Below are 21,505 nucleotides of genomic sequence, written 5' to 3' on the forward strand. Positions count from 1 at the left end.
TGCTATCTTTGCCATTATCGCCTCCTATTGTGTGTGTGTGCGATGTTAGTAGTAGTCCCCCTATTTTATAGGGGGACGTTTTTTTTGACACTATTGGGGGTCAAAATTTTGAAAATTTCTGAGTCTCAAAAACTCTTCTCTGGAAAGAAAATCCGAAATCAAGGAAAATTTGGGGGAAAGTTATTTGGAAAATAGATTTTTTCTCTATGAGAATTTAACAGCGAGAAATCCTCGAGCAGACCAACTTCATTGGTGAGATTTTTTTTAGTCTGCTAAATTTTAATGACTAACAAAAAAATCTAGCAGCCGCTACGCCGTAGACATTGATGCCCCAGCCTTTGTTACCAACGGAGAGGCCATTGGCAGCAAACCCACCAATAACCACAGGCCACTTATTATTTTCTATTTTTTCCTGGCATCGGGTATAAATCCCAGGCATAGAATCATTACTATAGAGTCAATTGCTTGGGATAATATCTTTTCTAATAAAACCTTCTTGATGCCGCTATACCAGTGCCTATATAGAACCAATCATCATGACGAAAGACAAGACCTGAAGAAGAAAAGTCACCAACGGTTACAGGATCTACTTTATGAAGTCCAAAACGATTATCAACCTTATCCCGACAGCGAGTATAATTCGTATATAGTCTTTTCCCTGAGCGGCAGTATTCCATTAGAATCGTGACGGCTAATTCGATCGCTTTAGGAGGAATATATGGAGTTCGACTTCTTTGGGTTAACTCTTTAAATATTTCACTTTGAGATGAATAGTTTTTTTTATGGCTATTAGGAATAACATCACGACTCACTAAAACCCAGTAGGAATAAGGAACCTTTTGGTCTCCTAAACCCTTTTTTATATAGGTAGGATAATTTTGATATTTTGAAGTATTGTCACCTACCAATGGTTTTTGAATGATTGTTTCCAGTGTATTGATTGTCAAAGGACTTCCATTTATAGTCTGAGGGATGAGCGTAAGAAGATGTGTCTCTTTGACTATTTTATCATTCCATATAGGACAAGGACTATTTAAAATTTCTTCGATATTGTAAGGCAAAGAAGGCGCATCTCCGACAAAACCAAAGTACTTCCTCCATTCTTTGACTCCAAAAGCAATTTTCGGTGTTGGAACTATTACTCTAGAAGAAGCTAAAGCAATAGAAAGAGAGCTAGTGCTGGAAGAGGATGAGCAGCTTGGGAAGAAGCCATTTTTTATATGCTTAACTTGCCTCCTATTTTTTTGAAGCTTTTTATAAATAGTTTTTTCATATTCTATAGATATATCACTTCCTGCTAGATTGAGGCTTTTTAAAGTGCTATTCAATCTAAGAGCATCCATCAGTGGTTGTATTGCCTTTTTCGTAAGGCTTGTATGCCAAAGATCAAGTTGAGTTAGGCTCCGATTGTTTTTTAAAAGATCTGCAAGTACTTTTACTGATTTTAGATCAAGTGGAGCATAACTAAAATTGATTCGCTCTAGTTTAGACTCCTTAATTACTTTGATGATTTTTTGGTTACCTAAGTCTTGCATTCCCTTGCTCAACCTCTTAGCTCGTTTATTAGCAATGTTTTGCTGACAGTGTATCTTGTCTATTCCTGGTGTTTTGGATAGATCCATACTATCTAGCCAATAAAGATCAAGTTCCAAAAGCTTTAGATTAGAATTTTTATTAGCCTTAAAAACTTTTAAAAAATCAGACTTAATCCGAACAGAATTCAGTTGAGGACAACGGGCAATATGAAGCTCTCGCAAATGGGGAAGCTCGACAGGACCACTAAATAGAGTTCCGCCTGACTCAAAGGTTTCGAGATTTTTGGAACCGCTGAGATAGACCTCTTGGAGGTTGGGGGCTTTTTGAGCAAGGCTGTTGAGGTTTCTAAGTCCTGAACAGCGAAGGTCAAGGATTTTAAGCTGGGGATGAAGGAAGGGGTCAAGGGTTTGTTCGGTAAGGGCTTCGCAGTTAAGAAGGCGGAGGCTGGCAAGACTTCCTCTGGGGAAGATCTGTTTGAGGCTTTCAAGAAGGAGCTCTTGTCGGGGAAGATCTCCTGTCATGGCGGAGAAGTCGACTTCGATTCCTTGCTTTGTGGTGCGGGCAATTTTGGAAATGGGGTAGGCGAAAAGCTCTTGTTTGGCTTTGGTAATCGAAAAGGCTTTTTGGTTTTCGATTTCTTCGATTTTAGGGACTCTACCTAGGGAAGCACGCATCGCTTGGGGAGTGGTTTGGGATTTTTCTCGCCTTCTTCCAGTAGCTTGTTTAAGACGATCTTCGGGGTCTTGCGTGTTAGTGGTATAGGCTCTTTCAATGCGGGGACCAATGCTACTGGTACTGAAGTCGTTTGTTCGGAGGTTAATGAGAGAAGAAAGGAGCTTAAGGGCGGGGATTTGGGGATTTTTTTTCAGAACTTGTTGGAGGTGTTTGAATTGAGTATAGAGGGTGGCCATCTCTCCTTGGCGGAAGAGGAGAGTGGGGGTAAACTGATTTTCTTTATCTTCCTCATAGAGTCTTTTTCTCTCTTCTAGACTAAATAAGGAGAGGTACTCTTTTTCTTTTTTTTCAAGATCTTGAATCCAGCTTTTGAGGATGAAGTCGGGATCAAGCTGGGTGAAGGCTTTGGAAACTCTAGGATTGATCTGGAAGGTGGGGTTAAGGCAGAAGAGGATAGAGCAGAAGTGGACGGTAGTAGACCAGTTGGACCTAACAATGGGAGAAACAAAAGCAATGTCATTATCGATAGAGTAGAGTTTTTTATCTTTGAGGATATAGTTGACAGCACGTGCATCTCCAGGACGGAGTAGGAGGGTAGTAAGGAGCATCCAGCTGAAGTGGACATCATCTAGATCGAGCTTTTTCCTGAGAGCGGCTTTGAGGTTTTCTCCAGGGATGGTTTTAGAGATTAGGAGGGGGTAAGGGGGTCTCCCCTTAACTTCTAAGCGAGCAAGAAGAGTAGGAGGCGTTCCCTCTCCTGCAATGCGGGAGATGAGGTTGTAAGTCGCGTACTCCATGAGAGGGTGGCTTGGCTTTTGTTTGATGTGGAGATCGAGAGTGTTAGTTTTGAGGCGAGCAACGTTATGGAGACTTCCTGAATATTGTTTTTTGATGTTTCCTTGAGGGTCAAAGACCTGTGAACGAAACTCTTCTTTAAAGTAGGTTGTTGGTTGGTTGGGAAAAGTGATTTTTGCTGGAGAGGGATGGGTTTGGGTTAGGTACTGTAGTGAGGCCCAGAAAGCATGCTCTTCTCGGATCACTGACTGACGGGTTCCATCTCGATTGGGAATCAGAGCAAGCTTGTGGATGAGGGTAGTTTCAAAGTGGCTGTTTCTAGCCTGAATTTTTTTTTGATTGAATGAGCTTGATGTTGCTAAGAAAGAGGGATTGTCCACCCTAACGATCGAAGTTAAATTTTTGTTGTTACCAGAACTTAAAGCATCTAGGTAAGCAGCTCTTAGAGACTCTAATTGGGGCTTTTGGGAAAGCAAGCGATACCTTTTTTCATGCAAACCATTGGGCACGCCCATCTTTAGTAAATAATTGACATACTCCTGGAGCTGCGCCTTTCCTCTTGATTCCTCAACTAAAGCTCCTTCAAAGCTCAAATTAATCAACCGTGCCCGGTTAAACCGCTTTCTAAAGGAGGGCCTTGTTTTTTGAAGAAGAGTATAAAGAGGCTTGATAACGAGGTAATAGCTACAGGTCAAGGCTTGTTTTTCTTTAGATGTTAGAGTGATTGTATCGAGATTGGGGTCAAGGCTTGTGACTTCTTTTTGCTCCCCATAGTTCAGGTGGAGACGGACCCGAATCTGGTAGATTTCTTCGACTGTTTTTCTCAGAAGTGCGCTGCTTTCTGCGTGAAAAACCCCCTTTTTTTCGAGCTCCTTGATTACTTCTAAAGTATTTTTAGAGGGGCAGTCGAAGTAAAGGGCGAGGTCGCTGAGGAGGTGAAAAAGTGGTTGAACAAATTGTTCTTTAATATTAAGGATTGATGGGAAGCCTTCCGGCCATGCTTCTCTATAGTCTTTGAGTCTTTTTGTGAAAAGTTTCATCGCCCTTTTTTCCCGGATCATTTGGATATCTGGATTGGGATGAGCGTATGGTTTATTTAAAGTTTTTTGGATTTTTGTATGGAAATCTTTAAAGAGCAGATCGCTATTGCTAGATAGGGTAAGTGACTTGAGAAGGGTGTTTTGGAGGCTATTTGGTTCGTAATGGGTATCGTCTCCAGCGATATGTTGCGCCATAACATCCGGAGTTGCGATGAGTAACGATATATTATCTGGAGGGGTATCAAGATGAAAGCCCGAGGGATGTTTAAGACCTAGACTCGTGAAGACAGGGATACCGGTTGTGGTAGTCTCTCCTAAGCTGATGATAAGGAGCTCAAGGAGTTCAATGAACCGTTGAAAATAGGGGGTGTGCATTTTATGTTCGATAAGGATAAACCATTCGAGATCAGAATAGGGACACATCTCCTCTCTGGCCATCGATCCCATGGCCCGGAAATCATACTGGCAAGGAGGCTCACCTAAAATGAGGAAGACTTCTTGGAAAAAGTGTTTTTGGAACAGAGGAATGGAGGCAAGCGTCCCATTTTTGTGGTTTAAAAAATTGGTCCGCAAGTGATCAAAGTTGGAATGAACACCTTCCGACCAAATGGTTGGGGATTTAGACAGAACATATCCACTAAGCCCATTTTCGATCATGGTGGCACAGTGTCTAAAGCCACTCCTCCGCTCTTTATCAACGCGAAAGAGCTCATTTAGAACGCTACTTGCAGTTTCGTAGAGCTGTTCGATCAGTTGCTTTGGAAACCCTCGCTCCTTAAAAATATCGATCGCTTTGAGATCTTTTGCAAATCTATCTGGCGAAAGTTTGCTTTGTTCCAACCGTCCCCTGAAAAGATCTTGCTGTATTGCAAAGTTTAGGGGAAGCTGAGAAATTTTTTGGTGCAAGGCCTTAATCTCTTTACAGGAATGTTTCTTACTGATTTGGATCGCCTTAGCATAATAATGCATAGCAGTTGAGAAGTAAGGGTATCTCTCTTTTTTCCCCTTAGCAATGGCGAGCTGCTTATCTCCACAAACTTCTGCAAGTTTCATCTGACTTTCCCAAGGCTCAGAAGAGAGGGTAAATAGATCACCAAAGGTTGCTGTAAGCTTTGCAAATAGAGGCTCGCTTAGGTTAGGCGTAAGAAGAAAGATCCCTTTATATAGAGTGCTGATCTCCCTTTCTTTTATGTGGGATAGAATGGCAGTTCCTAAATAGTCAACCCCCTTTTCATATTTTTTTTCCTGAATGGCTTTCTCAATTCTGCTTAAAAGGGAGTTGGGGGAGGCACAAGAAGTTGAAGAGGATGAGCTGCTTGAGTAAAGGGGATCTGTATGGATCACTTCGACACCTATTCAATGAAATCTAAAAAAACTTCTTGAAGTTTAGTCAATTATGAATTGATTGTAAAGAGCTTTTTGCATAATGGCCTTAATAAAAGTCGAAGCTTTGCTGTTTTTGAAGAGTTTAGGGAATGGAATCAGAATTTTTGTTATCAGGTTTTAGTTTCTGCTCTCAAAATTTAACGCTAGGTTTGCAGGAATCTTTCCAAAAGCTTGCGATTTTTTTGCCTCAAAAATAGTGCCTGACTATTTACATTCGGCAAAAAAATCGCAAGTTTTAAGGAAACCTTCTCTGAATCCCTTAGCCCTGAATTTCGAGAGCAGAATCTAGAGAAAGGAGGTTACCCCCCCCACCTTAGAAAAAAGCTTAGCTGAGGGTTTTGATCTCTTCGCTCGAAAGTCCAGTATCTTCAGCGATCTCATCGATAGACCGGCCTCGTTTGAGCATCTTCTGGGCAATTTCTAGCTTTTCTTTTTGCCGTCCTTTTTCGAGCCCTTCCTCAACGCCTTTTTCACGTTCCTTTCTTCTGGCATCATATTCATCAGTCAAGGCCATATTTGCCTGAATGTATGCCTCTCTTTCAGCCTTGCTCCAATTGTACTCTTCCATCGAATGGTAAGCTTCTATCAGCTCTTTTTCTTGGACTTTAGAAGGAACTTCGTTCGTTTTTCCCCAGTTTTTAAAGAAGTACAACCATTTATCTTGGACCGTTTCTAACTCCTCTTCTTCTTTCTTGAATTTAGAAAGTTCAATGAAAACGTAAGACATATCTTCTCGGTTATGCTCTAATGTGTCTGTATCAAGGGTTTTATGATAGGAAATCACCTTTTCTTTTTCAGGAAATAGAACATGGTTTGCAATGGCAAGCAGGATAACAGGTTTTAGCTCAACGTACTCAGCTCCTTCAGGGAACTGAGAAACGTAACTATGAGCAAGATAAAACTGGGTCCGCTTGATAAATCCAGGGACACTCTTATTTTGCATTTCAACAATGTATTGAATATTTCGCTCATCTGTGCACTTGATATCAAGAACGCTTTTTTTCGTTTCTTTGATGAGAGGTGCTTGATCCTTTGGAAGAAGAGTGACTTCTTTGATTTTTCGATCCCCTTCTAGAGATAGAGCGGAATTTAAAAAGCTAATAAGCAAAGGTTTATGTTTTTCTGTTCCAAAAAGCTTTTTAAAAGAAACGTCATTTGTTGGGTTTAAATACCGGCTCATTTTTATTTCTCCTCTGTCTGGCTAAGAGATTCAATTGTTTCTTCCATAACTTCCCCAATCGAGCAGCCCCTTCCCTATAGCCTCCCTGGTAGGCAGCTTCAACCCTTAAGTTTTCTTATGAGTCTCTTCATCTTCGCCTCTGCTCGAATGTGAGCATGCATACCATAACAATTTGTATCTCTTTTTCTGATCTTGCTTTACATTTGTTTAAATCCATTTTAAGGGATTTTACAAGATTTTGCAAACATTCATTTTAATAAAAAAATAGATGAGAAGTGGAGTAAGAGGTATCCTGTAGCTTTGGTGCCTTGGATGAGCTACTGGGAGACTTTAAAAACATTTTTTTTAATTCCCAAAAGAAATAAAAAGATTGATTTATACGACAAATGCTATAAAATGCGCTCTAAGGACATATTGAAGTTAGAAGCTGGAAAGAATCACCCTCATATTTTGAGGTGGCATCTAGATGGCGTTTACACAGTTTAATTTACAGTCTCATGAACACCCCTATTTCAGGAATTTTTATTCTCTCATACCTCTGGAAGCATCTAAGACCTTATAGATGGCAGCTTCTGTTGATCCTTCAAGCCCCTTTGATCGCTTCTTGTTTCGTCCCCATTACCCAGTATGCGACAAAGATGACCTTGGACCGACTCGTCGAATGGGAAACCTTTATGATTTCCGACCTCACAGTACCCATTCTCCTTTTTGTCATGGGGCAGGTGATTGCAGAAAGCTCTTGGGCCCTCTCAAATTGGGTTAACTTCCGCTCGATCGTGTCGATCAAGCGCGACCTAACCCACCAGGTCTACTCGTATGTTTTAGACCTTGCTTACCGATTTTTCCAAGAGAGCTTTTCAGGAACAATCTCTGCAAAAATCGAAAACATTCAAACAATTAGCAATAAGGTCTTTGAAAATATCAAGTTCAATATTATCAATCGGGTGACCGTTCTCCTTTCAACGGTTTTCCTATTTTTGATCGTTTCAAAGGTCTTCCTTTTTTTACTCCTTGCATTCTATGCAATTTTCTTCCCAACGGTTTACTGTTTATCGAGAAAACTCCACGGTTTTAGTGAGGACTACACCTCTAAAAAACAAAAAACATCGGGTCTTATTGTCGACTCCATCGGTAATATTTTTAGTGTGTTCCTTTTTTCCAACCGAAAGAAAGAAAAGCTCCAGATAAAAAAGGGGCTTGAAACCGTCCTTATCTCTGAAAAAAAGATGCTCAGGTATGAGTGGCTGCTCCAACTGCTAATCGGGGGGATCTACCTTTCGATGTCTATAGGGGTCCTGTTTCTCCTCATCTACATGCGGCAGCAGGGAAAAATCACTGTTGGAGACTTTGCCCTCATCCTAGGCGCTCTATTTCATATGTTAGAGGTTTCTTATAGCTTAGTGACTAACATTACAGACCTTGTCAAAGATTGGGGAGAACTTAAAGAGTCCTTTAGCCTGTTTAAAGGAAAACTTACAAATAGCAGCGAGGCTTCTTTGAAACCTCTAGTGATTAAAAGTCCTTCCATCACACTCTCCCATGTCACATTTGGCTACTCAAAAGAGGATCAGATCTTATCAGACCTCTCGCTTGACCTCAAGCCAGGAGAAAAGGTTGGCCTTGTGGGCCATTCAGGGGCAGGAAAGTCAACATTGATCCATCTCTTACTCCGCTACTTCACCCCTGAAAAAGGGAGCATTCTCATCGACTCTCAAAATATCAATGAGGTTTCAGAAACATCCTTAAGGGAAAGCATTTCGGTTGTCCCTCAAGAAACCCTACTCTTTCATAGAAGCATCAAAGAAAATATTGCTTACAGTAAACCTGGAGCTTCCCATGATGAAATCATTCAAGCAGCCAAAAGGGCCAATATCTACCGGTTTATCGAAACCCTTCCAGAGGGGTTCGAGACTTTAGTAGGAGAAAGAGGGATCAAGCTTTCAGGAGGGCAAAGGCAACGGATTGCTATTGCCCGTGCATTCCTTAAAAAGGCCCCTATTCTGATTTTGGATGAGGCTACCTCACAGTTAGATAGTCGCGTAGAAAGGGAAATCCAAGAGAGCTTAGAGGAGCTGGTGCAAGAGAAAACTGTCATAGCGATCGCCCACCGCTTATCGACACTCAAGCAAATGGACCGGATCCTTTTCCTCGAAAAAGGAAGGATTCTTGAAGAAGGAACTCACGATACACTGATTCAAAACCCTGAAGGAGCTTACCATAACCTTTGGAACCTTCAAAACATGCCTCTTCTCAACGCTTAAAAAAACCACCTACGAAAACAGCTTTTGATAGGCGAGCTTGCCTAAAGAGGGGGAGCAAAACAGAGGGACCTTCTCAGGGCGGCGTAGCGCCCCATGCCAGAAAAAATCCTTAAAAAACCGGAGCCAGGTTCGAGGTCCCGAGCGATAAAAGAAGAGAAATTGTTCTCGACGGTTAAGCTCTTTTCCATACCAGCAGTTCATAGAAATCGAAGCATCTGGCGCATAGATATGGTGGAACCACCCTTTAGGGATGAATAGGTATTCCCCAGGACCGATTTCCCCTTTCCATATGTCCACCTTCCGAAACTTGGGAAATTTTTCAAAGTCTGGACTCACCGGATTTACCTGGGTCTTTGTAAAATTTTGGGGCAATGGGTAGAGATGTTTCGCCGCTTCGGGGGGAGCCAAAAAAACCTTTTTCTTCCCATCAATCTGGATGAGAAAATTATCATTGTAGTCATAGTGAAGGCCAGATTGAGTGTTCTTCCCGATCCATAGGTAGGTATAAATGGGGTCTTTAGGGGCCTCTTTAGGAAGCAGAGGTGAAAGATCGTAGTCGTCGGATAAACCTTCAAATGCCGTCATCTCTTGTTGAGCAAGGTAGCACCGATCGGTGGAAGACATAAAGTCAACCGCTTCTTTTAAGGTCATCTCCTTTGCATGCCCCTCGGAACCATGGAGGTAGGGAGAGAGTTGGTCTGGCAAATTATAGTTTAAGGTAACTTTGAGATCTCCAAAAGCCTCTTTAAAAAAGTTGGGGGACCATTTCTTAATAGCAGGCCAACTGTCAAGTCCTTCAGTGATAATGCAAGGGGCTTTTCGTCCTTCTGGGAACTGCTTTAAACGCTCAATTTTCATGCGATAGGTTGGGGCTTTGTCATTGCGGAGACCATCACTCTACGCCCTCTATAGGGCATTCTTCCATGGGAGACCAAACGGTTATCTAGTACAAAAAACTCCCCATCTTTTAAAGGGAGCACCGCAGTATTTTTCCAAAAGGCTAACCCCATCTGGAAGCGGTCCCAGGCGGTGATTTTTTCCCCATTTTCTAAGTGGCAGTCATGCATTTTAAGGGGGTCACTCCCCTTCTTTAAAAAGGTGATAAAATCTTTTGAAAGAGAACTTCCAATCAAACTCAAAGAGCGGAGGCGATTTTTTATCCCTCCAAGCATCTTGTAAGCCATCCAGATATCGACACACTTATTATAGAAAACCGACTGATGAAGTGTATTGAACCAGACATCTTCTTCACCATTTAAAGTAAGGGTGGCCGGAACGGTAAATAAAAAACGGGTCATATCATAAGAGATTCGCTTAACCGTGTGGGCTCCTTCTCCTTTGGCAAATGCCTCGATTAACTCGATGTTTTTCGGGATAAGGCTATTGGCAAGAAAGAGCTTATCTTCAAGGACAAGCATACTCTTGAGTTTCTGTAAGCGATATTTTTTCTGAACCTCTTGTGGAAGGGATTGATACACCTTTCGACAGTCAGCAACTAAGCTTTCCCCACCCCAGGGTGCAGAGGTCAAGGAGCAGAACATGATTTTAGGAGGAACCTTTGAGACAAACGAGTCCTCGTTATGCATCGACAAAGGCATCGGAACATCTTTAAGATCTGGACTTGCAACATCGGACACAAACCGTGTTCTTTTTGTCCCAACAGCACCATCAAAAACATGTTTGTCGGTCAGATTCTCATCGATTGCAAGAGCGACTTTTTCAAAATCGCTCCCTTTCTTGATAGAAAATCCCTTAAAGAGAACCCCACCATACTTTCCGATTTGCTCTTCTAAAAAAGGGCGATGATCAAGAGCCCAGTCTCTTAGAAAATCGGGAGAGCAATTTTCTTTTGGCGAGACTTCGATAAGAAAATGTTTATCTGACTTTTCAATCTTGACTTTTTCCATGGGACCATATTAATCTCTTGAAAAATCGTTTGTCAAGAAAAACTTTCCCCTTAGAGGTTTCAGTGGAGCCAAGAAATTGTAGACTAAAAAGTGGGGAAACTCATATCTGGTACCTGTCTCCTTCTGAGGTCGAGATCAAGACCCACTTTTTGTCTTCCGATGAAATTGAAAGAGGGAAGGCATTTCGTTTTGATAGGCATAGAAAGACATTTTGGGCGTACCGTATCCTTTTAAGAAAAGTGCTATCTCTATATACGGGAGTGCCCCCGGAAGAGCTTTTATTCAATTATACCCCTTTTGGAAAGCCCTACATTGATCATGAATTCCCCTTGTGGTTTAACCTTTCCCATACAGAGCCTTTAGCCGCTTTAGCCATCACAGGTGATTGTCCTGTCGGCATAGACATCGAAAAAGTGGGCCCAATCGAAGACTTAGAGGGTCTTGTTGATCAGTTTTTTTCACCTCAAGAATTTCGAGAGTTTAAGAGCCTTAATAAAAAAGAACAAACCGATGCTTTTTATTTTCTTTGGACATGTAAAGAGTCCTATGTGAAAGGAATTGGAGAAGGGCTTTTCCACTCTTTGGACCGGTTTTCCGTTCCCTTGATCCCTTACTTGAAAAGTCCCGAGCAAAGGGGGGCTATTACCGGAACACAGTGGTTTTTCCATAGCACTACCCTCTCCTTTAAGGGAGAAAAATATGTCATATCTTGCTCTTTTAAAAACCCTAAGATGCTCGTTCAAACAAATTTTTTTGCTGAAAAACATCTTTTAGAGTAAGCTCTTTAGAAAAGGAGCTAGCCCAATGAGCCAAGCAGTAAAAATCACAGAGTCTCCAGACCACTTTTTATTACAAATCGAGCCTCTACAAGATACCTCTACAAGTCATTTAAAACAGTGGTTAAAAGAATCTCACTCTTTCATTCAGGAAAAAATGATCGAATATGGAGGGATCTACTTTAAGGGTTTCGATGTTGAAACCGCCCAGGATTTTGAAGATATCGCGATTGAAATCGACCCTCATCTGTGTGACCGTCATCCATTTAATTGTAGCACACGCACCTGGCATACAAAGTATACCTGCGAGGTTGCAAACCCCAACATTAAAAAATCTCTAATCCCTAAGGGGATGCATAATGAAGATGCCTATGTTGGAAAGATTCCAAAGACCATTTTTTTTCACCCTTTAGAGCCTTCTAAAGAAGGAGGAGAAACCCTTGTTGCGGATTGTCGCAAAATCTACCGACTCCTACCAGAAAAACTGAAAAAAAAGCTTAGGGGAAAAGCCATGCGAAATGACCTTGTGATGCATGACGAGGCTCTTCTTGTAAATGGAAGGATTCCCAAAAGCATGGAAGCTATTGAGCAATTGGGAGCTTCCCACAACTCAAAAGAGACCGTCCGAATATCGGATAATTTAACCCGGTTTCGCTTTGAAATTCCTGCCGTTATTAACTGTGAGGGGTGTCCTGACCCTGTTTGGTTCAATCTCATCTATATCGCCCCAACCCTTAGCTATAACACCTACATCGATACTTGGTTTGCTTATAGTCACTTAGGTGGATGTCTCAATAAGCTCCGAGCAATCCGGATCATTTTTTCCACCCTTTATAAGGATATCAAGTTCTGGGTCAAAAGTCTCTTTAATCGGAACCCTGAAGACCCCAATTATCTTTCTGAAGTGGGTCACTACTCTCTAACCGATGGGACAAAAATCTCATTTTGGGAACGGGTTCAGATTAACCTTGCTATTTGGAAGAGCGCTGCGGTGGTTCCCCTAAAAAAGGGAGAGATCGTTGCCTTAGACAATCGCCTCACCTCTCATGGAAGGATGCCTTTTAAAGGAAGGCGGGTTTTCTTGGCAGCGCTTGGATCCCTTATGGATGTATCGCCCGCTTAGGATCCTTCAAGATCCATGGGGTGAAAAGGGGCCCCAATACTTCTCCAGTCAAGTGCAATACTTTGAAAAGCATCTAGAAGTGCATCGATGTGCTCTGGCTTGTTACTCGATGTAATCGTGAGGCGAAGAGCCTCTTTTCCTCGGGGCATCGTCGGGTAAGGGCAAGAGGTTAGGAAAATCCCTTTGTTGTAGAGTTTTCTTGAAGCCTCAAGGAGGCGGTCGGTCTCTCCAACCCAAACCGAAATAATCGGAAATAGGGTCTTAGTCATTACATAAAAGCCCATCTGCCGCAGCCCTTCGACAAGGGTGTGGGTCATCTGAAAAACTTTAAGTCGCCTTTCTTCACCCACCTTAGGAAGGAGGTCGAGAGCAGCGTTTAGGATGCCAAGAGCAAAGGGAGTGGAGGGATGGGTATAGTCTAAAGGTTTGGCATATGCCATTAGAAACTCTTTCATCTTGGGGGTTACCAAAGCAAAAGCTGAGGCTGCAGCAAGTCCTTTTGCTGTTCCGGCAACATAGAGAATCGGATCATCTTTCTGGCAACCATAATGATTAATCACCCCATTTCCTCTAAACCCATAGGGCATCTGGGGGGTAGGGTTTTCACCAATAAATCCAAAGCCATGGGCATCATCGATATAAAGGAGGGCATTGTGCTTTCGAATAATGGGAAGGAGCTTGGGGAGGTTGGCATAATCCCCTGTCATACTGTAAACCCCATCGACACAGACCATTTTTCTAGGAGCACTTCGATGCTCTTCAAGAATATTTTTCAAAGAGTCAAAGTCCTCATTTTCATAGCTTTTTAAAAGAGCTCCCTTATCTCTAGCCACTTGAGAGGCTTGATACATCGTCGCATGAGCTGCTTTATCCAAGATAATCAGGTCTCCATGCCGCATAAGAGCGGGGATAATTCCGATACTTGCTAATGTCGTATTTGGAAATAAAAGAGCCTCCTCCCCTCCCATAAAGTGAGCGAGTTTTTCCTCTAAGTTCGAAAAAAGGGTGTGGTAACCCATAAGTCGTGCGCGACTCGTATGAATTCCAAACTCTCTGGCTGCCTTCACTCCTTCAGCAAGAAGGGCCTCTTGGTCTTGGTCAAAACCTATATAATTACAGGAGGCAAAATCAAGGAGCTTTTTTCCTTTGGAATCGATGAGCTCTCTTCCATCCACCGAATGGATAACAACATTGTATTGGTGGCTTTCCCTGAGGGTTGCAAGGAGAGGATCTCTTTGCCCTTCGCCAATCGTAGAGATAAATCGATCTTGCATCGTTGATCCTTCGTGAAAAAATATATGAATCTACATTAGAATGATTTTAATTATTTGACAACGTTTAAGGAGACTTTATGAGGTACCTATTGCATGATCTATTTATAGAAACCGTCATGAGAACCCCTGAAGCAATCGCCCTTGTTGAAGAATCTGGGAAAAGCTACTCCTACAAAGCGCTTAATCTCTTATCCAATCAATGCGGCCACTTGATTGAAAAAGAAAAAAAAGAGATGTGGAATAAACCTTATGTGGGCATTTTAGCAACCCCTCACCCTTTGAGTATTGCAGCGATTCTAGGAGCGTTAAAAGTGGGGTGCGCCTATGTCCCTCTAGATGAAAAGTCTCCATCAAGCCGTTTGCAAATGATTATTGAAAATACAGGCCTTGACCTCGTATTTGCCGATTCCCCCTTTTTTGAAAAACACCGCAAGCTCTTTCAAGATAACCCTTCGTTAAAGGTGATTCTTTTAGATGGGGAAGAAATTTTAAACAACTCTTCAAAAGAAGTGGAAGGAAAAAACCAGGTCTCCGATGATCTGGCCTATATTTTGCATAGCTCGGGATCAACCGGTGTCCCTAAGGGGATTATGCTTACTCATCGAAATGGGCGGACATTCATCGACTGGATGAAAAAAGAATTTAAACTGACAAAAGATGATGTCATGATTTCTCGCGCTCCCTTCAAATTTGATCTTTCAACCTTTGACCTTTTTGATACCTTCGCCGCTGGGGCTAAACTGGTCCTATTTGATTGGCATAAAAAAAGGAACAGGGAGGAAAAACACCAAGACTATGTTGGTCTGATGGAAAGAGAGAAAGTCTCCCTTTTATACACCACCCCTTCCACCTTAATCACCTTGATGAACCACGGTGGGCTAAACCAGAGGAGAAGCGCTTTAAGGCAGATCATGTATGCTGGTGAGCCATTTCCTACTCCCCTTTTGAGACGTTTCCAAAACCTCTTACCTCAGGTTAAAATCAGCAATATTTATGGTCCAACAGAAACCAACATCATCACCTACTACCATATCGATCAGATCCCTGAAGATGATACCCCTATCCCCTTGGGTCATGTCGTCGATGATACCGAAATTATTGTTGTTCGGGAGGATAGAAGTGGGATTTGCGCTCCCAATGAGCTTGGAGAACTCTGGTGCCGAGGGGGAACAGTCACTTTAGGCTATCTTGGACTCAAGGATAAAACAGAGGAAAACCTCATCACTAGCCCCTTTCATCCCTACCCCTCAACCTTTTGGAGGACAGGAGACTTTGGATTCAGAGATACAGAGGGGCTCCTACACTACCGAGGAAGAAGGGATCATATGGTCAAGGTCAAGGGGTACCGGATCGAGCTTGGGGAAATCGAAGCAGCATTGGCAAAAATCGATGAGCTCGACCTATTTTGTGTGGTCCCTATAAAGGATGAAAAGTATGGGAACAAGCTCTATTGCCTCTACTCCCTTGCTCCAAGCAAAACAATCGGTAAGAAAGAGATTGCTGATTTTTTAGGAAAGCATCTTCCCGAATATATGATCCCTTGGAAATTTATTGAGAAAAAAACGTTGCCAAAAACCTCAAGTGAAAAGGTTGACAGGATACGGTTAATGGAAGAACTCAAAGAAAGTTCCTTAATTGGTCCATAGAGCCATCAAGCATCTCGAAAGAGCGCTCTCCGAATTCCTCTTTTACCTTCTTTGCAAAGGCTACAATATCTCCAGTAACCACATAATAAACAACCCTCTTAGAGTCGGTCGAATATGGAGAAAAAGAGAGGGGTATAAAGGCAAATCCGGACGTGTTGGAAGTCCCATAAAGGTGATTTTCTCCAAATTCTTGGTATTTTTTTAAATCCTCTTCATGGATGTAGTCAAACGAGGAAAAAACCTCTTCTTTATTTAGTAAACCAAGGTGATCCAAAAGACGTGCAACAGGAAGGCTTCCCAGCCAGCGAGCATTAAATTCAAGAATGTAGATCTCGCTTCCGTTTGATAGAGAATCGAAACCAACAAGGGTCCCTTTCTCCTTTGCATATCCCTCTTTTTGAAGAGCCCGGGTTGCTGCTAAAAGCGCCTTTTCCTCTTTTGAGGTTAGCTCAGCTGTCTTCTTAAAAAGGTTCCCATACCAAGAGCTTCCTGCGGTCAACTGGATAGAGGGGTAGAGATATTCAACCCTTTCGGGATAAACGATAAAGATATGTTCCGTTTCCACAAAGCTTGAAGGAACTCCTCTTTGCGCTAAAACCTGGGGCTTAGTGTCATGATTGGAACGAATAAAAGCATCGAGCTCCTTGGCGGTTGCAATCCTCTTAACATTATATCCTCCTCCCAAGCCATTTGCCTTTAGGTAAACCGGCTGGTTGGGAAAACCTAAGGACTCTAATGCTTCTGAAGTCAGGTCATCAAAGGAAAGAAGTTTTGAAGGCGAAATGGGAAATTCATAGAGCTTTGAAAGCTCTAAAAGGGAGGTTTTTGCATTCACCTTTTTGCTAATCGTTAGCTCTTCTTCTATCGAAAAAGTTTCGTTTAACAAAAATGAGTAGCCAATGGTTGAGATCGTTGATATCCCTGTTTTTTTTGCTAACTCTTTTGCTAAAGGAGCAAAAGACTTGGAAGGGGCAAAGTGGATATTCTTTGTGACCTCTAATCCCAGTTTTTCATGGATAGAAAACTGCCACTCAAGAAGAGAAGGAGCCTGCTGAAAGGCGGTATCTAGGATGACATGGTCTTCCTTATTAGCTGTTGCGGCTGCTGCAAGGGTAAAGGCGGTATTGTTTTGGGCATACTCTCTATCGGAGGCTTTTGCTTCTTCTGACAAAGCCTCTTCAGGAGTAATGGCACTTGATTCATCAGAGTCAAGGGAGTAGATGACCGGCTCTCCTTGACTTCCTAATGTGGGGCCAACAAAGAGGACTTGATCGGTTGAAAGCTCTTTTTCCATAAAGATACAGGCGCGATAGTCACCACTTGCTTCCTTAATCCACCTTTGCTGCCTTCCAAATTCTTTAAAACCTAACCTTTTATACAAAGAAAGTGCAGGGCTTTCATCATAGACAAGAAGATGGAGAAATTCCATCTTAAACTGATCTCTAGCTAAAGAAAAAAGCGCGTGTAATAGCTGTGTTCCTAACCCTTGATTTCTCCATTTTTTGCCTATAATAATACCCAGTTCTGAATGATGAGCGGTCTTTGTATAAGGATCTGTAAATAGGGTTGCAATGCCACAGCAAATCCCTTCTTTTTCAATCGTTAAGCTTGATCCTTCCTTGATGTAACCCACCCAGTAATCGACAGCTTTTCCGATTTCTTCCTTGGTTTTTGCTAAAGGAAACCACTTTAGAGTTTCTTCATCATCTAACCATTGAAAGAGTTCGGTGCGATCTTTTTTTTGTGTTGGCCTGATTAGTAAATTAGGAGCTAGGATAGGTGTCATAACATTTTTTCATTGCAGATATTCTATATTTTAAAATAGTATGATCTTTTTTGGTAAGGAAAAAATGGAAAGCTCTACCTTTATTAGCCGTTTCTCTCGAATGCTTTCGGAAAAATCCCTAACGACTGCAGCCCCTTTTCTTGAAGAAGAGCATTGTCATCTTCACGCTATTTTAGACCGGTTCATCCCCTTCCCTTTTAAAGAGTTGGTTGTAGTAGGAGGAGGAAAAAAAATGTACCATGAAGTGGCCTCCAATTATTTAGTCGACTATTTAAACATCGATCCAGAAACAATAAGTATCAATCAACCAGGGACTTGCTGCATTTCTAAGCCGATAGAAGAGGTGGATCCTACCGTTGCCTCACAATTTCCCCGCATTCTTTGGATGCCTTTTAACGTGGTTGCCTATATCGATAAACCAAACTCTATCATTGATCGTTGGCTAAGACCTGGAGATGTCTGTTTAATCTCCGGATGGCAAAAAAATCAGGCTGCAGATAGTCTCCGCTCAAAGTACTTTCAATCTGTTGACCCTGGTGAAGCACTTCCCCCCTTTGACCCCCTTCCAAAGATCGTTCAACCCGAGAAAGCTCGAGCAACCAAAACTGTTGAGAGAATTAAAGGAGCCTATAATCAAATCTTAGCTATTTATACAACCCCCAAAAAAGGAACCCTATGAGTCAGATACAAGAAATTTTCGTTGATGATAATTTAAGCGATCGGAGAAAAACCATTGCTGATATCTGTGCAAAAAGCCCGATGTTCGATGTCGTTACCCGGAAGGTATCCAAAAGGACACTAGAAGATGAAAAGGGACACTACCTCGCTGATTTTGCAACACAGTCCTACCTAGGCTTTGATTTTGACCCTAGGGTCATCGAAGCAGCAGTTCAAGGAACAAGGGATTTTGGAACAGTCATCGCCTGGTGCCGTCTTGTCAGTACAGTCACCCTCTTAACCGAAGCAGAGAGAAAAACAGCCGAACTTGTAGGGAGTGAAGCCTGCAGCATTTTTGCTTCAACCACCTTGTTGAACCATGGGGTGATTCCCGCCCTTGCAGGGAAAGATGGGGTGATTTTCCTCGATAAATCGGCCCATGCAACGATGTATGAAGGGGCAAAAATAGCGCGAGACAGCGGAGCAACACTTGTAAGTTTTCCTACGGGGGATTTTGAGGCTTTAGAAAAGCTTCTTGTTGAATATCAACAAGTCAAGAAAAAACTCATTTTAACCGATGGGGTTTATAGTATGACGGGAGAGTATGCCGACCTCCCCAGCTTCGATGCACTCGCTAAAAAATATGATGCCCTTGTCTTTGTCGACGATGCCCATGGATTTGGGGTTGTTGGGGAAAACCCCTCCCCTGAACACCCCTATGGACACAAAGGGAATGGGTTGATCAAGCACTTTGGTCTTTCCTATGACAATATGGTCTATATCGGTTGCTTTTCAAAAGCCTATGGCACATTTGGAGCCTTCATCGCTTGTGATCAGAAGCTTCGAGATTTCCTTATTTCTCAAGCCACTCCCCACGATCTCGGTGGTGCAGGACCCGCCTCAGCCCTTGCCGCTCTCCTTGCTGGTTACCAAATCAATAAAACCGAAGGGCAAGCGCGAAGAAGGCAGATGTATGACCTTACAAAAAAAGCAGTCGACGGCCTTGAAGAGCTCGGCTATACCCTTGAAACACCTTCTGACTTTCCAATTCTCTCTGTTTTGTTAGGAAAGTCTGATGATATCATCGCTATCTCTAAACTCTTATACGAAAATCATATCTTGCTCACCCTTGCCCCTTACCCCATGGTAAAAAGGGGGAAAGAGTCGCTAAGAATCACTATTACAGCAACAAACACCGAAGAAGAGATCGATCAACTGCTTGTCGCTTTTAAAAAGCTTAAGAGCTTTTTAATTGAAAAGGGTTACCCATTTAAGGACCTTGTAGAGCAATGACCCCTCAAATTGGTCCTTTTTTTCCGACTAAAGACCGCCCTATCGTCTACTGCATGGTAGGGGATGAGCCACTGATGTTCGCCCCCTACGAAAAGCTTGCTGAGCGGGAAAGGGAACACCTTGAGATGATGGAATCCGATATCATCTCCTACTCGATGGCAACCATTCTCCTTTCTAAAGAAAACGATAGGGTTGTTCTCCAAGATAAACTTCTTACCTTTAAGGATTTTTTTACCGCCCACATCGCTCTCTATAAGAAGGCTGGAGTGGAGGTAACCTCTCAGCTCTATTTTACCAAAAGAGCCCAGCTCTATCCAAAAGCTTTAGAAATTGCAGATAAAGAGAGTCTCATCACCTCTGTCTGTTACTCTTATGAACTCAACCGGTTTTGTAAGATCAGCACCGAACTAGAGATCAGTAAGCAGCTTAATTCAAAAATTGCTCTTTGTGAGCGGGCGAAAAAAGAGGGGTTTTTAATCCCTAAAACAGAGGTTTTTTCGAAAAAAGCTCTTTTAGACAACATAGAAGAAGTCGTAAAAACCTTTAATACCAAGCCTTTCATGGTTAAAGCAGACGGTCTTGGCGGCGGTTTTAATGTTGCAACCATTCAAAATCCAGCCGATTTAAAAGCATTTATCACTCCTTTTAAAGAAGGGGAAAAGTTTATCCTCCAAGAGAGACTGGAGCATGAGCGATTCAACGAGCTTGCTGTTGACTTTGTTATAAGAGATGATGAAATTATCCTATATAACGCCCGTAAAAAGCTTGTCGACCACAGTCAGTGGTTTGGAAATGTCTATTACCCCAATATCCCCTTCTCACCTGCTCAGCTAAGTAACCTCAATAAGTGTCTTGAAGGTATCCGAAGTCTTGGCTACACCTCAAAGTGGGGAAATATCTGCTCCTTGGATGTGTTTCAAAACAAGGATGAACACTATATCACAGAAATCAATGGGCGGTGGAGTGGAGGATTTCCAATTGCCTTCCTATTAAAACGGATGGGACTTGAAAACCAAGGAAGGGTTGTCTCTTTTGTCGACTCCCTTTCTATTGATCAGCTAGAAGCCTATATTGATTTTTCAAAAAAAAATCTTGTCCACTCAAATGATTCACTTTTTCCGGGAGACTTTAAAGTGTTTCCTGTTGGATTTAACCCAAAAGTAGAGGAAGGAATGATTGCTATCTGGCTTTTAATTTTTGGAGATTTTGACCACTTCACCTCAGAGGTAAAGAAGACCTTTAAACTCCCCTCCTTTCAAAAAACCACCCTTATCCAAACCTTTTTAAAAAATAATGAAGGCTAACCCTCGGTTTACCGCAATTCTTCTCTTTTCCCTTGGGCTTCTCTTTTGCTCACTTGCTGATATCGTTGTAAAATGGGTTGGCTACAATATTCCCCTTCCCCAACTCATCTTTCTCCGTTTTACAATAGCCCTTCTTTTTCTCATGCCAATTGCATTAAAAAAACGAGTGCATCGCTCGAAAATCCTCCCCTTTCATCTGCTTAGGGCGCTTCTACTTATCACAGCAACCTTTTCCTGGTTTGCTGGAGTAAAAATGGTTCCGATTACCCAAGCTACAGTGATCGGGTTTTCCCTTCCCCTTTTTATTCAGCTTTTCTCCCCTCTTTTCTTAAAAGAGAAAGTCAGCAAAAAACGCTTTTTTATCACCCTTTTTGGGTTTATAGGTGTCATCATCGCAACCCGCCCAACCGATATCTCCCAAGAACCCTTAGTCTTATCTTTAGTTATTGCGACTATTTTTTATGCCCTTCTCGATACTTTAAACAAATTTTGTGCGGATAAAGAAGAGCCTTTTAACATGCTATTCTATTCCTCATTGTTTGGGTTTCTTTTCACCCTTCCCCTTGGAATTATTTACTGGACCCCGATTCCCATAACCGGTTGGCTTTTTAGTGGCACACTAGCCCTATTTTCCCTTCTCATCCTCCTCTGCACTTTCCACGCCTATATTCTGGAAGAGGTCTCTTTCCTGGCTCCTCTCCATTATATTGAACTCCTCTTTTCCACCTTTTTCTCTTGGGTCATTTTTTCTGAGATTCCCTCTTTATCAACCTATGCAGGAAGTGTGTTAATCCTCCTGAGTATCATCTTTCTAACAAGGCCAAAGAAACAAACCGCTCTAAGAAAAATATAGCCGTATGGTATAC

The 21,505-nt window shown here is 42.2% G+C and carries 14 protein-coding genes; 8 read left to right on the forward strand and 6 right to left on the reverse strand.

Annotation, left to right across the window (positions count from 1 at the left end; genetic code table 11):
- Window positions 1-482: 482 nt before the first annotated feature.
- The gene (locus tag NEPTK9_RS02680; RefSeq protein WP_194847288.1) at window positions 483-5,390 is read right to left on the reverse strand and encodes a putative nucleotidyltransferase substrate binding domain-containing protein; all 4,908 of its coding nucleotides are present in this window, start codon (window positions 5,388-5,390) and stop codon (window positions 483-485) included.
- A gap of 367 nt (window positions 5,391-5,757) precedes the next feature.
- Entirely contained in the window at window positions 5,758-6,612 is an 855-nt protein-coding gene (locus NEPTK9_RS02685; protein ID WP_194847289.1) for an Rpn family recombination-promoting nuclease/putative transposase, read from the reverse strand.
- A gap of 575 nt (window positions 6,613-7,187) precedes the next feature.
- Between NEPTK9_RS02685 and NEPTK9_RS02690 the strand changes: the two genes are divergently transcribed.
- A complete protein-coding gene (locus NEPTK9_RS02690) occupies window positions 7,188-8,873 on the forward strand; it encodes an ABC transporter ATP-binding protein (RefSeq protein ID WP_194847290.1) in 1,686 nt (561 codons plus the stop codon).
- Between the two features lie 9 nt (window positions 8,874-8,882).
- Here the strand turns inward: NEPTK9_RS02690 and NEPTK9_RS02695 are convergent, their stop codons facing one another.
- Entirely contained in the window at window positions 8,883-9,731 is an 849-nt protein-coding gene (locus NEPTK9_RS02695; RefSeq protein WP_194847291.1) for a cupin-like domain-containing protein, read from the reverse strand.
- Entirely contained in the window at window positions 9,728-10,780 is a 1,053-nt protein-coding gene (locus NEPTK9_RS02700) for a TauD/TfdA family dioxygenase (protein ID WP_194847292.1), read from the reverse strand. The genes NEPTK9_RS02695 and NEPTK9_RS02700 overlap by 4 nt, the downstream gene beginning before the upstream one ends.
- Before the next feature lie 62 nt (window positions 10,781-10,842).
- Between NEPTK9_RS02700 and NEPTK9_RS09885 the strand changes: the two genes are divergently transcribed.
- Together NEPTK9_RS09885 and NEPTK9_RS02710 are read left to right on the forward strand one after the other, a co-directional pair.
- Window positions 10,843-11,559: a 4'-phosphopantetheinyl transferase superfamily protein gene (locus NEPTK9_RS09885; RefSeq protein ID WP_194847293.1), complete on the forward strand. Its 717-nt coding sequence runs from the start codon at window positions 10,843-10,845 to the stop codon at window positions 11,557-11,559.
- Between the two features lie 25 nt (window positions 11,560-11,584).
- Entirely contained in the window at window positions 11,585-12,679 is a 1,095-nt protein-coding gene (locus NEPTK9_RS02710) for a TauD/TfdA family dioxygenase (RefSeq protein ID WP_194847294.1), read from the forward strand.
- Here the strand turns inward: NEPTK9_RS02710 and NEPTK9_RS02715 are convergent.
- On the reverse strand, window positions 12,676-13,953 hold the full coding sequence (locus tag NEPTK9_RS02715; protein ID WP_194847295.1) for an aminotransferase class I/II-fold pyridoxal phosphate-dependent enzyme: 1,278 nt from the start codon (window positions 13,951-13,953) through the stop codon (window positions 12,676-12,678). The two genes, NEPTK9_RS02710 and NEPTK9_RS02715, sit on opposite strands and share 4 nt — an antisense overlap.
- Window positions 13,954-14,030: 77 nt before the next feature.
- Between NEPTK9_RS02715 and NEPTK9_RS02720 the strand changes: the two genes are divergently transcribed.
- A complete protein-coding gene (locus tag NEPTK9_RS02720) occupies window positions 14,031-15,599 on the forward strand; it encodes an amino acid adenylation domain-containing protein (protein WP_194847296.1) in 1,569 nt (522 codons plus the stop codon).
- Here NEPTK9_RS02720 and NEPTK9_RS02725 read toward each other — a convergent pair.
- Window positions 15,571-17,385 (reverse strand): GNAT family N-acetyltransferase, encoded by a 1,815-nt coding sequence (locus tag NEPTK9_RS02725; RefSeq protein ID WP_194847297.1) that lies wholly within the window; start codon window positions 17,383-17,385, stop codon window positions 15,571-15,573. The two genes, NEPTK9_RS02720 and NEPTK9_RS02725, sit on opposite strands and share 29 nt — an antisense overlap.
- Window positions 17,386-17,449: 64 nt before the next feature.
- Between NEPTK9_RS02725 and NEPTK9_RS02730 the strand changes: the two genes are divergently transcribed.
- Genes NEPTK9_RS02730 through NEPTK9_RS02745 form a run of 4 tightly spaced genes read left to right on the forward strand, consistent with a single transcriptional unit; the run spans window position 17,450 to window position 21,492 of the window.
- Window positions 17,450-18,064: a hypothetical protein gene (locus NEPTK9_RS02730; protein ID WP_194847298.1), complete on the forward strand. Its 615-nt coding sequence runs from the start codon at window positions 17,450-17,452 to the stop codon at window positions 18,062-18,064.
- Window positions 18,061-19,335: an aminotransferase class I/II-fold pyridoxal phosphate-dependent enzyme gene (locus NEPTK9_RS02735; RefSeq protein ID WP_194847299.1), complete on the forward strand. Its 1,275-nt coding sequence runs from the start codon at window positions 18,061-18,063 to the stop codon at window positions 19,333-19,335. The genes NEPTK9_RS02730 and NEPTK9_RS02735 overlap by 4 nt, the downstream gene beginning before the upstream one ends.
- Window positions 19,332-20,639 (forward strand): ATP-grasp domain-containing protein, encoded by a 1,308-nt coding sequence (locus NEPTK9_RS02740; RefSeq protein ID WP_194847300.1) that lies wholly within the window; start codon window positions 19,332-19,334, stop codon window positions 20,637-20,639. The genes NEPTK9_RS02735 and NEPTK9_RS02740 overlap by 4 nt, the downstream gene beginning before the upstream one ends.
- A complete protein-coding gene (locus tag NEPTK9_RS02745; protein WP_194847301.1) occupies window positions 20,629-21,492 on the forward strand; it encodes a DMT family transporter in 864 nt (287 codons plus the stop codon). Before NEPTK9_RS02740 ends, NEPTK9_RS02745 begins: the two co-directional genes overlap by 11 nt.
- The last annotated feature ends 13 nt before the right edge of the window (window positions 21,493-21,505 follow it).

Origin of the sequence: Candidatus Neptunochlamydia vexilliferae (assembly GCF_015356785.1) — a bacterium.
Classification (GTDB): domain Bacteria; phylum Chlamydiota; class Chlamydiia; order Chlamydiales; family Simkaniaceae; genus Neptunichlamydia; species Neptunichlamydia vexilliferae.